Source organism: Amycolatopsis sp. NPDC005232 (assembly GCF_040607795.1).
GTDB lineage: Bacteria > Actinomycetota > Actinomycetes > Mycobacteriales > Pseudonocardiaceae > Amycolatopsis.
On record NZ_JBEXHL010000011.1, the window covers coordinates 163,013 to 177,338 of the forward strand.

The 14,326-nt window shown below is 70.5% G+C and carries 12 protein-coding genes and 3 pseudogenes; 9 read left to right on the top strand and 6 right to left on the bottom strand.

Translation table 11 applies throughout. The annotated features are described in order from the left end of the window. Positions 1-13: 13 nt before the first annotated feature. Entirely contained in the window at positions 14-745 is a 732-nt protein-coding gene (locus ABZU76_RS22275) for an FCD domain-containing protein (protein WP_354872527.1), read from the bottom strand. A gap of 170 nt (positions 746-915) precedes the next feature. Here ABZU76_RS22275 and ABZU76_RS22280 point away from each other — a divergent pair, with 170 nt between their 5' ends. From ABZU76_RS22280 to ABZU76_RS22310, 7 genes are read left to right on the top strand one after another with little or no spacing between them, the layout of a single operon-like run. Then, positions 916-1,440 (top strand): MaoC family dehydratase, encoded by a 525-nt coding sequence (locus ABZU76_RS22280; protein ID WP_354872803.1) that lies wholly within the window; start codon positions 916-918, stop codon positions 1,438-1,440. Beyond that, positions 1,437-2,669, top strand: coding sequence for a CoA transferase (locus ABZU76_RS22285; protein ID WP_354872530.1), 1,233 nt, complete (start codon positions 1,437-1,439; stop codon positions 2,667-2,669). The genes ABZU76_RS22280 and ABZU76_RS22285 overlap by 4 nt, the downstream gene beginning before the upstream one ends. Then, positions 2,654-3,820 (top strand): acyl-CoA dehydrogenase family protein, encoded by a 1,167-nt coding sequence (locus tag ABZU76_RS22290; RefSeq protein WP_354872533.1) that lies wholly within the window; start codon positions 2,654-2,656, stop codon positions 3,818-3,820. Before ABZU76_RS22285 ends, ABZU76_RS22290 begins: the two co-directional genes overlap by 16 nt. Further along, positions 3,814-4,668 (top strand): aldolase/citrate lyase family protein, encoded by an 855-nt coding sequence (locus tag ABZU76_RS22295; protein WP_354872536.1) that lies wholly within the window; start codon positions 3,814-3,816, stop codon positions 4,666-4,668. The genes ABZU76_RS22290 and ABZU76_RS22295 overlap by 7 nt, the downstream gene beginning before the upstream one ends. Beyond that, on the top strand, positions 4,665-6,776 hold the full coding sequence (locus tag ABZU76_RS22300) for a hydantoinase/oxoprolinase family protein (protein WP_354872538.1): 2,112 nt from the start codon (positions 4,665-4,667) through the stop codon (positions 6,774-6,776). The genes ABZU76_RS22295 and ABZU76_RS22300 overlap by 4 nt, the downstream gene beginning before the upstream one ends. Continuing rightward, positions 6,773-8,587, top strand: coding sequence for a hydantoinase B/oxoprolinase family protein (locus tag ABZU76_RS22305; RefSeq protein WP_354872541.1), 1,815 nt, complete (start codon positions 6,773-6,775; stop codon positions 8,585-8,587). The genes ABZU76_RS22300 and ABZU76_RS22305 overlap by 4 nt, the downstream gene beginning before the upstream one ends. A 2-nt stretch (positions 8,588-8,589) precedes the next feature. After that, a complete protein-coding gene (locus ABZU76_RS22310) occupies positions 8,590-9,783 on the top strand; it encodes an amidase (RefSeq protein ID WP_354872544.1) in 1,194 nt (397 codons plus the stop codon). A gap of 181 nt (positions 9,784-9,964) precedes the next feature. Here the strand turns inward: ABZU76_RS22310 and ABZU76_RS22315 are convergent, their stop codons facing one another. Further along, positions 9,965-10,243, bottom strand: a complete 279-nt coding sequence (locus tag ABZU76_RS22315) for a hypothetical protein (RefSeq protein ID WP_354872547.1) — start codon at positions 10,241-10,243, stop codon at positions 9,965-9,967. A gap of 122 nt (positions 10,244-10,365) precedes the next feature. Here ABZU76_RS22315 and ABZU76_RS22320 point away from each other — a divergent pair, with 122 nt between their 5' ends. After that, positions 10,366-10,761 (top strand): hypothetical protein, encoded by a 396-nt coding sequence (locus ABZU76_RS22320; RefSeq protein WP_354872550.1) that lies wholly within the window; start codon positions 10,366-10,368, stop codon positions 10,759-10,761. Here the strand turns inward: ABZU76_RS22320 and ABZU76_RS22325 are convergent, their stop codons facing one another. Together ABZU76_RS22325 and ABZU76_RS22330 are read right to left on the bottom strand one after the other, a co-directional pair. Further along, positions 10,762-12,381 carry an ATP-binding cassette domain-containing protein gene (locus ABZU76_RS22325; protein WP_354872553.1) on the bottom strand — a complete coding sequence of 540 codons (1,620 nt, stop codon included), beginning with the start codon at positions 12,379-12,381 and terminating at the stop codon, positions 10,762-10,764. It lies immediately after the preceding gene. An 87-nt stretch (positions 12,382-12,468) separates the two neighbouring features. After that, positions 12,469-12,771: pseudogene (locus ABZU76_RS22330) on the bottom strand (catalase-related domain-containing protein); the annotation flags it as partial. Positions 12,772-12,834: 63 nt separating this feature from the next. Here ABZU76_RS22330 and ABZU76_RS22335 point away from each other — a divergent pair. After that, a pseudogene (locus ABZU76_RS22335) lies at positions 12,835-13,281 on the top strand (catalase); the annotation flags it as partial. Here ABZU76_RS22335 and ABZU76_RS22340 read toward each other — a convergent pair. Continuing rightward, positions 13,280-13,423, bottom strand: a pseudogene (locus ABZU76_RS22340) (catalase); the annotation flags it as partial. The pseudogenes ABZU76_RS22335 and ABZU76_RS22340 sit on opposite strands and share 2 nt — an antisense overlap. A gap of 126 nt (positions 13,424-13,549) precedes the next feature. Continuing rightward, positions 13,550-14,212 (bottom strand): FCD domain-containing protein, encoded by a 663-nt coding sequence (locus ABZU76_RS22345; protein WP_354872556.1) that lies wholly within the window; start codon positions 14,210-14,212, stop codon positions 13,550-13,552. Positions 14,213-14,326 lie beyond the last annotated feature (114 nt).

Genomic DNA, 14,326 nt, shown 5'->3' on the forward strand with positions numbered 1-14,326 from the left:
ATATGTCGGACTTTTAGTCTTCCATCTTCTCGTACAACGGCCGCAGGCTGTGCAAGTGCTCGCGCGTGAGCCGCTCGGCCGCGTCTGCGTCGCGCTCGGCCACGGCGCGGTGGATGTCGACGTGGTCGGCGTCGACCTGGTCCCACACGTCACGCGGGACGCGGTCGCGGTGCAGTCGGCCGCGCAACACGTCGTTGATCGGGCGGCACATCAGGTGCAGCAGCGGGTTGCCGGTGATGGCGACCAGCGTCGTGTGGAAGTCCCAGTGCACGACGAACCCGCTCGACGGGGCCAGCGCCGACGTGCTCGCCGTCGCCCCCGCCAATGCCTCCAGTCCCGCGGCATCGGCGCGCGAAGCCGCCAGCCGCGCGGCCAGCGGCTCGAGGATCAGCCGCGCCTCGAGCAGGTTCTCCACGCTCATGCCCTGCGCGTTCACCAGCAGCCCCAGTGCACCGCCCAGGCTCTCGGCGACGCTCAGCGCGTCCGGGCTCGACACGAACGTCCCGCCGGTCGCGCCGCGGGTGGTGTCCACCAGGTGCTGGCTCGCGAGCAGCCGCAGCGCCTCGCGCACGGTGCTGCGGCTGACCCCGAACAGCCGGGCCAGCTCGGCCTCGTTGGGCAGCCGCGTGCCGGCGGTCAGCTCCCCGGTGAGGATCTGGTCCTTGAGCTGGTCGGCCACCTGGCGGTACGCGGCCTGAACCCGGCGCACCCGCAGGCCGGCCTGCGTGCCGGCGGTCTCGCTCATCGGTTCCCCCTCGGTTCGAAAAGCTTGGTCCCCGAAGCGTAGGACATCGGGAACGAGCGCGGCACCAGCTGCGCGATTTAAATGTCTGAGGTATTGCCAACCGCAGGTCCGATGCGCATACTTCAGCGCAGATTCCCACCCGCCGACTCCCCGGAGGTGCCGTTTTGACGGTGCACGACGGCCGGCAAGGGCGCTACTACGAGGACTTCGCCGTGGGCGACGTCTACCGCCACCCGCTGGGTCGCACGATCAGCGAAGCGGACAACACGTGGTTCACCTTGCTCACCATGAACACCCACCCCGCGCACTTCGACGCGCACTACGCCGAGCGCACGCCGTTCGGCCGGATCCTGGTCAACTCGGGGCTCACGATCGCGATGCTGCTGGGCCAGAGCGTCTCCGACATCAGCCAGCGGGCGATCGCGAACCTCGCGATGACCGACGTGCGGCTGACGCACCCGGTCTTCATCGGCGACACGCTCTACGGCGAGTCGATCTGCACCGCGAAGCGTGAGTCGGCCTCGAAGCCGTACGCGGGGCTCGTGTCCGTGCACACCCGCGGGCTCAACGGCGACGGCGACGAATGCCTGTCGTTCGACCGCACTGTGCTGGTGTACAAGCGATCCGAGGCCGGTGCCATCGACTCGTTCCCCGCCGCGAAGACCGGCCCTCTGACGCTGGGGGACCGCGCATGACCCGCCCCCTGCCGCTCGCCGACGTCCGGGTGCTCGCCGTGGAGCAGTACGGCGCCGGCCCGTTCGGCTCCGTGCACCTGGCCGACCTCGGCGCCGAGATCGTGAAGATCGAGGACCCCGGCACCGGCGGCGACGTCGGCCGCCACACCCCGCCCTACGCCGAGGACGGCGATTCGCTCTTCTTCGAGGCCTTCAACCGCAACAAGCGGTCCGTGGTCCTCGACCTCACCGACCCCGCGGGCCGCGAGGTCTTCGAGGAGCTGGTGAAGGTCAGCGACGCCGTGTACTCCAACCTGCGCGGCGACGTGCCGGCCAAGATGCGCATCCGCTACGAGGACCTCAAGCACCTCAACCCGGCCATCGTCTGCTGCTCGCTCTCGGGCTACGGCATGACCGGCCCGCGCAGCGCCCAGCCCGGTTACGACTACCTGCTGCAGGGCCTCGCCGGCTGGATGTCCGTGACGGGTGAGCCGGACGGCCCGCCCACCAAGTCGGGACTGTCCATGGTGGACTACACCGGCGGGATCGTGGCCGCGCTCTCGATGGTCACAGCCATCCATGCCGCCCGCCGCGACGGCGTCGGGACCGACTGCGACGTGAGCCTCTACGACACCGCGGTCGGCATGCTCACCTACCTCGCGACCTGGCACCTCAACCGCGGCTTCGAACCCGGGCGCACGCACCACTCCGCGCACCCGAGCCTCGTGCCGTTCCAGAACTTCGAGACGGCCGACTCGTGGGTCGTCATCGGCTGCGCGAAGCAGAAGTTCTGGGACCGTCTCGTGACGGCCATCGGCTCCCCGGCGTGGGCCGCCGACGAACGGTTCTCGACGCCCGCCGGCCGCTATGCGAACTCGGCGGAATGCCTGGGGCACCTGGAGAAGGAGCTCCTCACGCGGACGACGGCCGAGTGGCTGTCCGTGCTCGAACCTGCCGGTGTGCCGTGTGCGCCGATCAACACCATCCCGCAGGCTTTGGTGGAAGAACACACCGCGGCCCGGGGGCTCGTGGTGACAACCGAACATCCCAGGTTCGGTTCCGTACACCAGGTCGCCTCGCCCGTGCGGGTCGGGGAACCACGACAAGACCACCACCGCGCCCCGTTGCTGGGCGAACACACCGCCGCGGTGCTCGGCGAGCTGCTCGGTACGTCCGAAGCGGACTACCAGGCGCTCGCGAGCCGGGGCGCTTTCGGAACGGACAGGAGCGCGCCGTGGATTTCACGCTGAGCCCCGACCAGGAGCAGTTCCGCGCGATCTTGCGCGGCTTCGTCGACGCGGAGATCGTGCCCGTCGCCCGCGACTGGGAACACGAAGGCCGCTACCCGGCCGAAATCGTGGCGAAGATGGCCGACCTCGGCCTGTTCGGGCTGATGATCCCCGACGAGTACGGCGGCGGCGAGGCCGACTTCGTCTCGTTCACCCTGATGTTCGAGGAGATCTCGCGCGGCTGGATGGGCATCGCGGGGATCCTGGGCAGCCACTCGCTCGCGTGCTGGATGCTCGCCCACCACGGCACCGCCGAGCAGAAGCAGCGCTACCTGCCCGAGCTCGCCACGGGGCAGCGCCGCACCGGCATCGCGCTCACCGAGCCCGACGCCGGCACCGACCTGCAGGGCATCCGCACCACCGCGACCCGCGACGGCGACAGCTACGTGGTCAGCGGCACCAAGATGTGGATCACCAACGCCCGCCACGCCGACCCGTTGCCCGTGCTCGTGAAAACCGACCGCACGACGACACCGGCGCACAAGGGCATGAGCGTACTGCTCGTCGACGCGGACTCACCGGGTTTCCAGGTCACGCGCGACATCCCGAAGCTCGGTTACAAGGGCACCGAATCGTGCGAGGTCGTGCTCGACGAGGTCCGGGTGCCGGCGGCGAACCTGCTCGGCGGTGTGGAAGGGCGCGGGTTGCAGCAGGTGCTCTCGGCGCTGGAGGTCGGCCGCCTCAACATCGCCGGGCGCAGCCTCGGCATCGCCCAGCGCGCCTACGACGAGGCCCTCGCGTACTCCTCGCAGCGCAAGGCGTTCGGCAAGCCGATCGCCGAGTTCCAGGCCACGCAGATCCGCCTCGCCGAGATGGCGACGCAGCTGCAGGCCGCGCGGCTGCTCACCTACTGGTCGGCGTCCTCTTTGGACCGCGGCGAACGCTCCGACCTGCAGACGGGCATGGCCAAGCTGTTCGCTTCGGAGGTCGCCCTGCAGGCCGCGCAGGACTCCATGCGGGTGCACGGTGGTTATTCCTACTCCACGGAGTTCGAAATCGAACGCCTCTACCGCGACTCGATCCTCATGACGATCGGCGAGGGTACCAGCGACGTGATGCGCACCGTCATCGCGAAGTCGCTCATCGCGGGGAAAGGCCGGGTCGGATGGTGACCCGCAGCGGGCTCTTCTGCCCCGGCGACCGCCCCGACCGCCTCACGAAGGCGGCCGCGGTGGCCGACGTGGTGATCGCCGACCTGGAAGACGCCGTTGCGCCGCAAGCGAAAGCCGTCGCCCGGACGGCGGTCGCCGCGTGGCTACGGGAGCGGCCGGACCTCGCGCCGCGGACGTGGGTGCGGATCAACAACGACCAGCACCTCGAAGCCGACCTCGACGCCGTCACCGAGCTGGGCATCGCCGGTGTCGTCCTGCCGAAAGCCGAGCTCGCGGGCATCGCCGAAGTCACCGCCCGCACCGAAGCCGCCGTTTTCGCACTGGTGGAGACGGCGAACGGACTGCAAGAGCTGCCCGACCTCGCCCGCCACCCGGCCGTGACCCGGCTCGGGCTGGGCGAGTACGACCTCGCCGCGGAGCTCGGCACCGCAGCCCCGAGCCGCACCGAAAACACCGGACCGCTCGCCTGGGCGCGGGCCCAGGTCGTGGTGGCCTCGGCCGCGGCCGGCCTCGCCCCACCACCCGCCGCCGTCAGCGCGGAGCTCGACGACCCCGCCGGGTTCCGCGCCGACACCTTGGCGCAGCAGCGCGCCGGGTTCTTCGGCCGCCTGTGCGTCCACCCCGCCCAGGTCGCCCTCACCCACGAGGTCCTCGTCCCCACCACCGAGGAAGTCACGCACGCACAAGAAGTCCTGCGTGCTCTGGAAAACGCAGAGAACACCGAGAAAACCGGGGTCACCGTCGTCGCGGGACGGATGGTCGACGCGGCCGTCGTCCGCCGTGCCCGCCGCGTGCTCGCCCTGGCTGAAGCAGCCGCCGATCAGCTGATCAAGGAGGACCAGCAGTGAAACGCATCGGAGTCGACGTCGGTGGCACGTTCACCGACCTGATGTACTGGGACGAGGACGGTGCCGTCGCGGTGCACAAGGTTCCGTCCACCCCGCACGATCCGGCAGTGGCCACCATGGACGGGGTACGGCAGCTGAGCGAGCGCCTCGGCATCGCGGTGTCGGACCTGGACCAGTTCCTGCACGGCACCACCGTGGCCACGAACATCGTGCTGGAGCACAACGGCGCGGACGTCGGGCTCATCACCACCGAGGGCTTCCGCGACATCCTGCACATCGCCCGCAAGAAGCGGCCGCTGAACTACTCGTCCTACCAGGATCTGCCGTGGCAGAAGTGGCAGCTCGTCCGCCGCCGCAACCGCCGCGTGGTACCCGAGCGCGTCGACGCCTCCGGCGCGGTCCTCGTGCCGCTCGACGAGGACGCCGTGCGCGAGCAGGTCCGCGTGCTGCGCGACAACGGCGTGCAGGCCATCGCCGTGTGCTTCCTGCACTCCTACCGCAACCCCGCCCACGAGCAGGCGGTGAAGCGGATCATCGAGCAGGAGTACCCCGGCGTGTTCGTCTCGCTCTCCAGCGAGGTCGCGCCGCAGTACCGCGAGTACGAGCGCTTCTCCACGACTGCGCTCAACGCGTTCGTCGGCCCCAAGGTCTCGCGCTACGTCGACAACCTGGCGAACACGACCCGCGAGGCCGGTGTGCGCGGCGAGGTCGGCCTGATGACGTCAGCCGGCGGCCTGATCACCGCGCGCGGCGCCGTGGACAACCCGGTGCTGCTGCTCACCAGCGGTGTCGTCGCCGGGCTGCTCGGCGGCTGCGCGATCGGCGAGGCCTCGGGCTACCCGAGCGTGATCACGCTCGACGTCGGCGGCACCTCGGCCGACATCGGCGTGGCCCCCGACGGCAAGCTGCGCATGAAACACCTGCTCGACACGCGGATCGGCGATTACCACGCCATGGTCCCGATGGCCGAGGTCGACACCATCGGCGCCGGCGGCGGCTCGATCGCGTTCATCGACGAGGGCGGCATGTTCCGTGTCGGCCCGCGCAGCGCCGGCGCGACGCCCGGGCCCGCGTGTTACGGCCGCGGCGGCACCGAGCCCACGAGCACCGATGCCATGGTCGCGCTCGGCTGGCTGCGCGCCGACAGCTTCCTGTCCGGCACGATGGAGGTCGAACCGCAGCTCGCGGTGAAGGCGATCGACGAGCACATCGCCGAGAAGCTCGGCACGTCCGTGAGCCACGCGGCCATCGGCATCTTCCAGATCGCGGCCCATGCGATGACCGAGGCGATCAGTCTGCACTCGGTGCGCAAGGGCTACGACCCGCGCGACTTCTCACTCGTCGCCGAGGGCGGCGCCGGACCGCTGTACGCGTGGCACATCGCCGAGCAGCTCGGCATCCCGCGCGTGATCGTGCCGCACCACCCCGGCATCGCGTCGGCGATGGGCCTGCTGGCGACCGACATCCGCAGCGAGACCCCGGCGACGGTGTGGACCTCCTCGGCCGACCCCGACCTCGACCGCATCACCGCGGAGTTCGACCGCCTCACCGCGCACGCCGTGGAACAGCTCGGCGCCGACGGCCTCGCACCCGAGGACGTGGTGATCGAGCGCAGCCTCGACTGCCGCTACATCGGCCAGGGCTACGAGCTGCGCGTCCCCGCGCCGTCCGGCGAGATCGACGCCGACTGGGTGGCTCGGGCGGCCGCCGCGTTCCACGATGTTCACGAACGAACATATCTGCAGCGGTTCGACGACAAACCTGTTCACCTGGTGAACGTGCGCGTCACCGCCGTCGGCAAGGTCGGCCACGTGCCGCTGGCCGACGTCGAGACGGGCGGCACCGACCCGTCGGCCGCCGTGAAGGCCACCACCGACGCGGTGTTCTGGTCCGGTGCGGGGGAGGTCACGCCGTTTCCCACCAAGGTCTACGACCGCGCGCTGCTCAAGGCGGGCAACGTGCTCGAAGGTCCCGCGATCGTCGAGCAGTTCGACTCCACGACCATCATCGGCCCCAATCAGCGCGCCACCGTCGACCGCGTGGGCCACCTCGTCATCGACACCGCCGTGGCCCAGCCCGGCCGAGCCATCGAAGGAGGCCAGCGGTGACCGCTCTGGACCCCGCCGGCGTTTCGCTCGCCGGAGTCGCCCCCGGCGACTTCACGACCGTCGACGTCGACCCGATCACCCTGCGCGTGATCGGCGGCGCGCTCAACTCCATCGCCAAGGAGATGGCCCAGATCCTCTACCGGATGGCGTATTCCAGCCTCATCCGGGAGTCGGAGGACCTCGGCGCCGGCATCTTCGACGCCAACGGGCGCGAGCTGTGCGAATCGGACTCCACGCCGATGCACTGCGGCTCGATCCCCGCCTACATCCGCGGGATCAACCGCAAGCTCACCGGCACCTACCGGCCCGGTGACGTGGTGCTGCACAACCACCCGTACCACGGCGCGGCGCACTCGCCGGACTACGGGATCATGATCCCGATCTTCTTCGGCGGCAAGCACATCGGCTTCGCGGGCTGCACCGGGCACGTGTCCGACATCGGCGGCAACTTCCCCGGCCTGTGCATGGACGTGGTCGACGTCTGGGCCGAGGGCAAGCTCATGGACGCCGCGAAGATCTACGACGGCGGCGTGCGCAACGAGGCCCTCATCCAGCACATCCTCGACAACGTGCGCACCCCCGAGCAGAACGCTGGCGACCTCGAAGCACTCATCGCGTGCGCGCGGCTGGGGGAGAAGCGGTTCCTCGAGCTGCTGGAGCGCTACGGCCTCGACGTGGTGATGTCGGCGGCCGACAAGTGGATGGACTACTCCGAGGACATGCTGCGCCGCCGCATCCAGGAGATCCCCGACGGCAGCTACGAAGCCCCGCTGTCCTTTTTGGACGACGACGGCAAGAACCGGGACATCCCGCTCAAGGTCGCGGTGACGGTGAAGGTCGAGGGCAGCGACATCGTCGTCGACCTCACCGGCTCACACGAGCAGGTGCCGACGGCGTTCAACGTTCCGTTCGAGGGTTCGGTGCTGCCGACCGTCGCCTCCGCCGTGCGCACGCTGCTGCTCGACGAGGCGCTCACCGAGGAGTTCGTGCCGCAGAACGACGGCTGCTTCCGCCCCGCGAAGGCGTACGCGCCGGAGGGCACGCTGTTCAACCCGAACTTCCCGGCGTCGTGCTTCGCGCGGTTCTCGCAGATCAACCGGATCTTCGACTCGATCAACCTGGCGCTGGCCGACGTGCTGCCGGACCGGGCCGTCGCGGGTTCGTCGGCGGCGCTGTGCGCGATCGCGTACTCGGGCCTGGCCGCGGACGGGCAGTCGTACTGGGTCTACATCGAGATCAACGAGGGCTCCTACGGCGCGCGCAATGGCAAGGACGGCCTGGACTGCGTCGACGCGCTGATGGCCAACACCCGCAACAACCCCATCGAGGAGCTCGAGCTCAACCACGCGATGCTCGCCGAGCGTTACGAGCTGCGCGACGAGCCGCCCGCGCCCGGCCGGTACCGCGGGGGCATCGGCAGCATCCGCAAGTGGAAGATGCTCACCGACACGTTCATCGGCTCGGAGGCGGACAACCGCACCGACCCGCCGCGGGGTCTCGCGGGCGGGCACGACGGCGTCGCGGGGTCGTTCGTGCGCAACGCGGGCACCGAGCGTGAGGAGCTGCTGTACTCCAAGGTGACGCAGGAAAAGTGCGCCGCCGGCGACACGCTGGAGATCAAGCTGCCCTCCGGCGGCGGCTACGGCGACCCGTTCGAGCGGGACGCGCGGGACGTGCGCGAGGACGTGCTCGACGACTACCTCTCGGCCGCCGACGCCCGCGAGCACTACGGCGTGGTGCTCGACGCGCGCACACTGGCGCTGGACGAGGAGGCGACGGCCCGCGTGCGTGGGCAGCGGACGGGAGGCTGACGGTGGAGACCCGGCTCGAGCTCGCGCGGCGGCTGCGCGCCCTCATCACCGTGCTCCCGGGCCCCGCCGGCGGCACGACCGCGACGGTGAAGGACAACATCGACGTCGCGGGCGTGCCGACCACCGCCGGTTCCGCGTCCTTCGCCACCGGCCCGGCCGAGGCCGACGCCGACGTCGTGCGGTCGCTGCGCGAAGCCGGGTTCGCCTTGGTGGGCAAGAACAACCTGGCGGAGTTCGCGATGGGCGCGACCGGCCGCAACGCCGCGTTCGGCGACTGCCTCAACGCGTGGGACCCGGCGCGCATCGCCGGCGGGTCCAGCAGCGGCTCGGCGGTGGCCGTCGCGGCGGGGCTGTCGGACGTGTCGCTGGGCACCGACACCGGCGGTTCGGGCCGTATTCCCGCGTCGGTGAACGGGGTGGTGGGCGTGCGGCCGACGCTCGGCCGGGTCTCCCTCCGCGGCGTGCTGCCGGTGAGCCCGTCGTTCGACACGGTGACGCCGATGGCGCGCGACGTCCGCACAGCCGCGGCGGTGCTGGCGGCGCTCGACGGAGGGGGCTCGGGGCCGGTCGACGCGCTGCTCGGGTCGGGTGTCCTGCCGCGGATCGGCGTGGCGGGCGGATTCTTCGCCGTCGGCGTCGAACCCGGCGTGGCGGAGGTGGTGCGGGCGGCCGTCGAGGTGTTCCGCGGGCTCGGCGCGCAGGTGGTGCCGGTGGAGGTGCCGTCGGCCGCGCAGGCGCAGGCGCGGATGCTCGACGTGATGTACCCGGAGGCCGCGGCCGTGCACGCGGCTCGGCTGCGGGACGCGCCGGAGAGCATCGACCCCGACGTCCGGCGGCGGCTTCTGCTCGGGCTCGAGGTGCCTCCGGCGCGGACGGCGGCGGCGCGGGAGTGGCTCATCGGGTTCCGCGCGCGGGTGGACGCGGTGTTCACCGAGGTCGACGTGGTCCTGACCCCGACGATCCCCGTGGACGTGCCGCTGCGCGAGGGCGTGGACCTCGCGGCGTCGACGCGGGAGATCGCCCGGTTCACCTACGCGTGGTCGGCGTACGGCGGGCCGTCGCTGAGCGTGCCGGGCGGGCGGCATCCGGCGTCCGGCATGCCGGTGGGCGTGCAGCTGAGCGCGGCGCCGTGGCGGGAAGACGTGCTGCTGGGAGCGGCCGCGGCCTTCGAGGGGGCGCGCGGCCCGTTGCGGTGACGCAGGGGTCCACTGTGGCCGGTGGTGGACTTTTCGCGAAACCGATGTTTACGGGGTGGTAATGGCGTCTATCCGCTTCCCATGGCATCGGCGGCAGGGCCCGGCTGCCGATGCCCCAGGTCTCGCCGGTTGAGCATTACAGCCGGCGGGACCGCGCCTGGGGGCGTCTGCGCGGTTCGATTCAGCGCACGCGAGTCCGCCGCTTGCGCCTGCGGTGGGCGGCGAGCGCGGCGAGCAACCGCGTCAGCCCGCGCCTGCGCACGACGAAGATCACGGAATCGGGCTGCCTGACCGGTTTGCCCACCGTTTTGTCCACTGCTTTGTCCACTTGGTGGAACCGCGCCAGCCCCTCCCGGAACGCCTCCGCGTCGCCGCCCGCGTCGGGATGGTGGGTGCGCACGAACTCCCGGTAAGCGGCCTTTTCCGCGGCTGACCAGGTGCTTCGTGGCTTGTCGGGCACCTGCTCACCTCCGGTCGTCCGTCCCAGCATATGGCCGCGACTTAACTCGGACGGTTGAACCCTGGAGGCTCTGGGTACCTGCACTGCGCTTGATCATCGCTCGACAGGGGAGGGGCACCACCATGACGGAGGATTCGCGGCCGCCCGGCGCCGCCACGGCCGTGTTCAACGGCCCGGACACCGCGGAGGCCGCACGGGTCACGCTGAGGGCCATGCTGGCCCACGTGCCCGCCCCCGTGGTCGGCGACGCCGTGCAGCTCATGGACGAGCTCGTCACCGACGCCACCCGCGACGGCGCCTCCTTCCGCGCCCTGCGCCTCGGCTTGGCCGCCCACCCGCCCCGCCTGCGCATCGACGTCGAACGCGACGAGCCCGACGAGCCCCGCATCACCGCGATGTCCCCGGAACGCGTCGAAGGCCGCTTCCTCCTGGAGGAACTCGCGTCGACCTGGTGGTCCCACACCCTGGGCTCGATCTCGGTGACGCGCGCGGAGCTGGCTCTGCCGCTGCCGCGCTGATCAGCGAGCCCGTTCCACCCGCCGTTCGTCCCACACGGGTTCCGCGGTTTCGCGCACCACGCCGTCGGAGCCGAAGACCAGGTAGCGGTCGAAGCTGCGCGCGAACCAGCGGTCGTGGGTGACCGCGAGGACGGTGCCTTCGTAGGCCTCCAACCCCGCCTGCAGGGCTTCGGCCGATTCGAGGTCGAGGTTGTCCGTCGGCTCGTCCAGGAGCAGGGCGGTGGCGCCGCCGAGTTCCAGGAGCAGGATCTGGAAGCGGGCCTGCTGACCGCCCGACAGGCGGTCGAAGGGCTGGTCACCCTGGCGTTCGAGCTCGTAGCGCCGCAGCACGGCCATGGCGCCGCCGCGGTCCTTGGCGTGGGTGGTCCAGAGGATGTCGACCAGGGTGCGGCCGGTGAGCTCCGGGTGGGCGTGCGTCTGGGCGAAGTGGCCGGGCACCACGCGGGCGCCGGTCTTCCACAGGCCTGTGTGTGCGACGTCGCCGCCCGCGAGCAGGCGCAGGAAGTGTGACTTGCCGGAGCCGTTGGAGCCGAGCACGGCCACGCGTTCGCCGAAGAAGATCTCCAGCGAGAACGGCTTCATCAGGCCCGTGAGCTCCAGGTTTTCGCACGTCACGGCGCGCAGGCCGGTGCGTCCGCCGCGCAACCGCATGCGGATGTCCTGCCGACGCGGGGGCTCCGGAGGCGGGCCGGCCTCCTCGAACTTGCGCAGCCGGGTCTTCGCGGCTTTGTAGCGGGACGCCATCTCGTCGCTGCGGGCGGCGTACTGCTGCATGTCGAGCACGAGCTTCTTGAGCTGTGCGTACTTCTCGGCCCAGCGTCGCTTCAGCTCTTCGTAGCGGGCGAAGCGATCGTCGCGTGCCTCGTGGTAGGTGGCGAACCCGCCGCCGTGCACCCACGCGTCGCTGCCGGCCGGCCCGGGCTCCACGCTCACGATCTTCTTCGCCGCCCGCGCGAGCAGCTCCCGGTCGTGCGAGACGAACAGCACCGTCTTGCGCGTCTCCGCCAGGCGCGCCTCGAGCCAGCGTTTGCCGGGCACGTCGAGGTAGTTGTCGGGCTCGTCGAGCAGCAGCACCTCGTCGGGGCCGCGCAGCAGCGCCTCCAGCACGAGCCGCTTCTGCTCGCCCCCGCTCAACGTGCGCACGAGCCGCCACTGCGCCTTCTCGTACGGCACGCCGAGCGCGGCCGTGGTGCACACGTCCCAGGTCGTCTCCGACTCGTAGCCGCGCACCTCCGCCCAGTCGCTCAACGCCTGCGCGTACTTCATCTGCGCGGCCTCGTCGTCGACGGTCAGCAGCCGCTCCTCGGCCGCGTCCACGGCCGCCGCGGCGGTGCGGATGCGCTCGGGCGACACCGACACGAGCAGGTCTCGCACGGTGCGCTCGTCGCGGACCGAGCCGACGAACTGGCCCATCACGCCCAGCCCGCCGGACACCGTCACCGTGCCGCCGTGCGGCTTCAGCTCACCGGAAAGCAGGCGCAGCAGCGTCGTCTTCCCGGCGCCGTTGGGGCCGACCAGCGCGACGACGGCACCGTCGGAGACCCGGAACGACACATCACCGAGCAGCGGCCGCCCGTCGGGCAGCGAGTAGTCGAGGTGCGCGACCTCCAGGTGACCCATGGACGCGCACTCTACCGGCGGGCCCGGTGGACGCCGTCAGATTTTCCGCCAGGCCCCGTGACCGTGACCAGTCCGAAGTGGACGGACTCACGCCTTCCGCTGCATGTCACTGCGCGCCGGGTTGCCCTCCTCCGCGGCCTTCGGGTCCTTCTCGTCGGCCTTCGCCCGCACACCGGACTCGATGCGGTCGCCGAGGTGCTTGTCCACGTTGTGCCAATATTCGAACGCCCGTTGCACCACCGGCTCACTCACCCCGTTCAGCAAGTGACCGACGACGTTGGAAACCAAACGCTCGCGCGCCGCGTCGTCGAGGACCTCGCGCACCATCGTGCCCGCCTGGCCCCAGTCGTCGTCCTCGGAGTGGTCGACGTAGGCCGAGCGCGTGATCTCGCCGTCGGCATGGCAGCCGGCCGGGGTGCCGTAGCGCTCGACGTCGGCGCTCGGGCCGCCCTTCGAGTTCGCGTACCGGAGCGCCAATCACACGCCAAGGGCAGCGGCGCGTTCGGCCGGTTCGAGGTGACGGCCGACGTCAGCCCGCACACGAAAGCCGCGGTGTTCCAGCCGGGCACGAAGACTGAGATGGTGGCGCGATTCTCGACGGTGGCCGGCGAGCGGGGCAGCCCTGACACGTGGCGCGATCCGCGCGGGTTCGCATTGAAGTTCTACGCGAGCGAAGGCGTGTACGACATGGTCGGCAACAACACGCCGGTGTTCTTCGTCAAAGACCCGTTGAAGTTCCAGCACTTCATCCGTTCGCAGAAACGCCGGGCGGACAACAACCTGCGCGACCACGACATGCAGTGGGACTTCTGGACGCTGTCCCCCGAATCGGCGCACCAGGTGACGTGGCTGATGGGCGACCGCGGTATTCCGCGCACGTGGCGGCACATGAACGGCTACGTTCGCGGTTGAACTGAGCCATCTGCTCGATGAGGTAGTGGCCCTGCAGCAGGATCGGCCCGCCCGGCCCCACGGTGAGCGAATGTTCGTCGCTTTCCACCGGGATACCGGCGTCGGTGGTGGTCCGTTCCGTCTGCGTCATTTCGCCAGCTCCTCGTGGTGGGATTCGAACACGAGGAGATGGCGAAACCCGGCGAACACGGGCTCACACGTGGGAGCTCGGTCAGGTGGGAACTCAGTCAGGCGGAAGCTCAAATCGGGTGGAATCTCAGTCGCGCCCCAGCAGGGTGTCGGCCACGTGTTGGAGATGGCGCCGCATGTGTTCGCCGGCGCTCACGGGATCCCGGTCGCGCAGTGCTTCGACGATCAACGTGTGTTCGTCGTGGTAACACGAACGCAGCTCCGGTGTGGACGTTCGCCGCTTGAGGCTGCCCCACACCGGCAGTGAGCGCGCGGTGTTCATCACGTCGAACATGTTCATCAGCAACCCGTTGTGGGCCGCGACGGCGATCGCGCGGTGCAACCCGGCGTCGGCGCGCTCGAAGCCTTCGAAGTCGCCGGCCGCGGCGCCCGCGCCGAGCGCGGCCGCGATCCGGTCGAGGTCCGCCTGCGTGGCCACCCTTGCGGCGAGTGTCGCGACCTGCGGTTCGAGCAGCTGGCGCACCTGCATGATCTCGGCCGGGCTCGTGTCGGCGGGGGCGGGCTCGACGTGCTGCGCCGCGATGTCGGTGAGGAACGTGCCGCGCCCGACGTGCCGGATCACGAGCCCGTCGCGCTCCAAAGAATCCAGTGCGCGCCGCACGGCACTGCGCGGCGCGGAAAGCCGCTGCACGAGGTCGCGCTCGGTGGGCAGCTTGGCGCCCGGGCCGAGGCTGCCGTCGGCCGCGCCTTCGTCGAGCAGCGCGCGCAGGGCGTGTTCCACCGTGGTCATGGGCGCACTCTACCGGACGACTTGAGACCAATCGAGACCAATGGGCGAAGCAATGACCAGAACAAGTCCTGCATATCGACAACGGATGCCGAGACGCGTACGGTCGATCACGTC

What these genes read in the sequence shown, in the direction of transcription:
- ABZU76_RS22275 (WP_354872527.1), bottom strand. Translation starts at nt 745, where the DNA reads ATGAGCGAGACCGCCGGCACGCAGGCCGGCCTGCGGGTGCGCCGGGTT.
- ABZU76_RS22285 (WP_354872530.1), top strand. Translation starts at nt 1,437, where the DNA reads ATGACCCGCCCCCTGCCGCTCGCCGACGTCCGGGTGCTCGCCGTGGAG.
- ABZU76_RS22295 (WP_354872536.1), top strand. Translation starts at nt 3,814, where the DNA reads ATGGTGACCCGCAGCGGGCTCTTCTGCCCCGGCGACCGCCCCGACCGC.
- ABZU76_RS22320 (WP_354872550.1), top strand. Translation starts at nt 10,366, where the DNA reads ATGACGGAGGATTCGCGGCCGCCCGGCGCCGCCACGGCCGTGTTCAAC.
- ABZU76_RS22325 (WP_354872553.1), bottom strand. Translation starts at nt 12,381, where the DNA reads ATGGGTCACCTGGAGGTCGCGCACCTCGACTACTCGCTGCCCGACGGG.
- ABZU76_RS22345 (WP_354872556.1), bottom strand. Translation starts at nt 14,212, where the DNA reads ATGACCACGGTGGAACACGCCCTGCGCGCGCTGCTCGACGAAGGCGCG.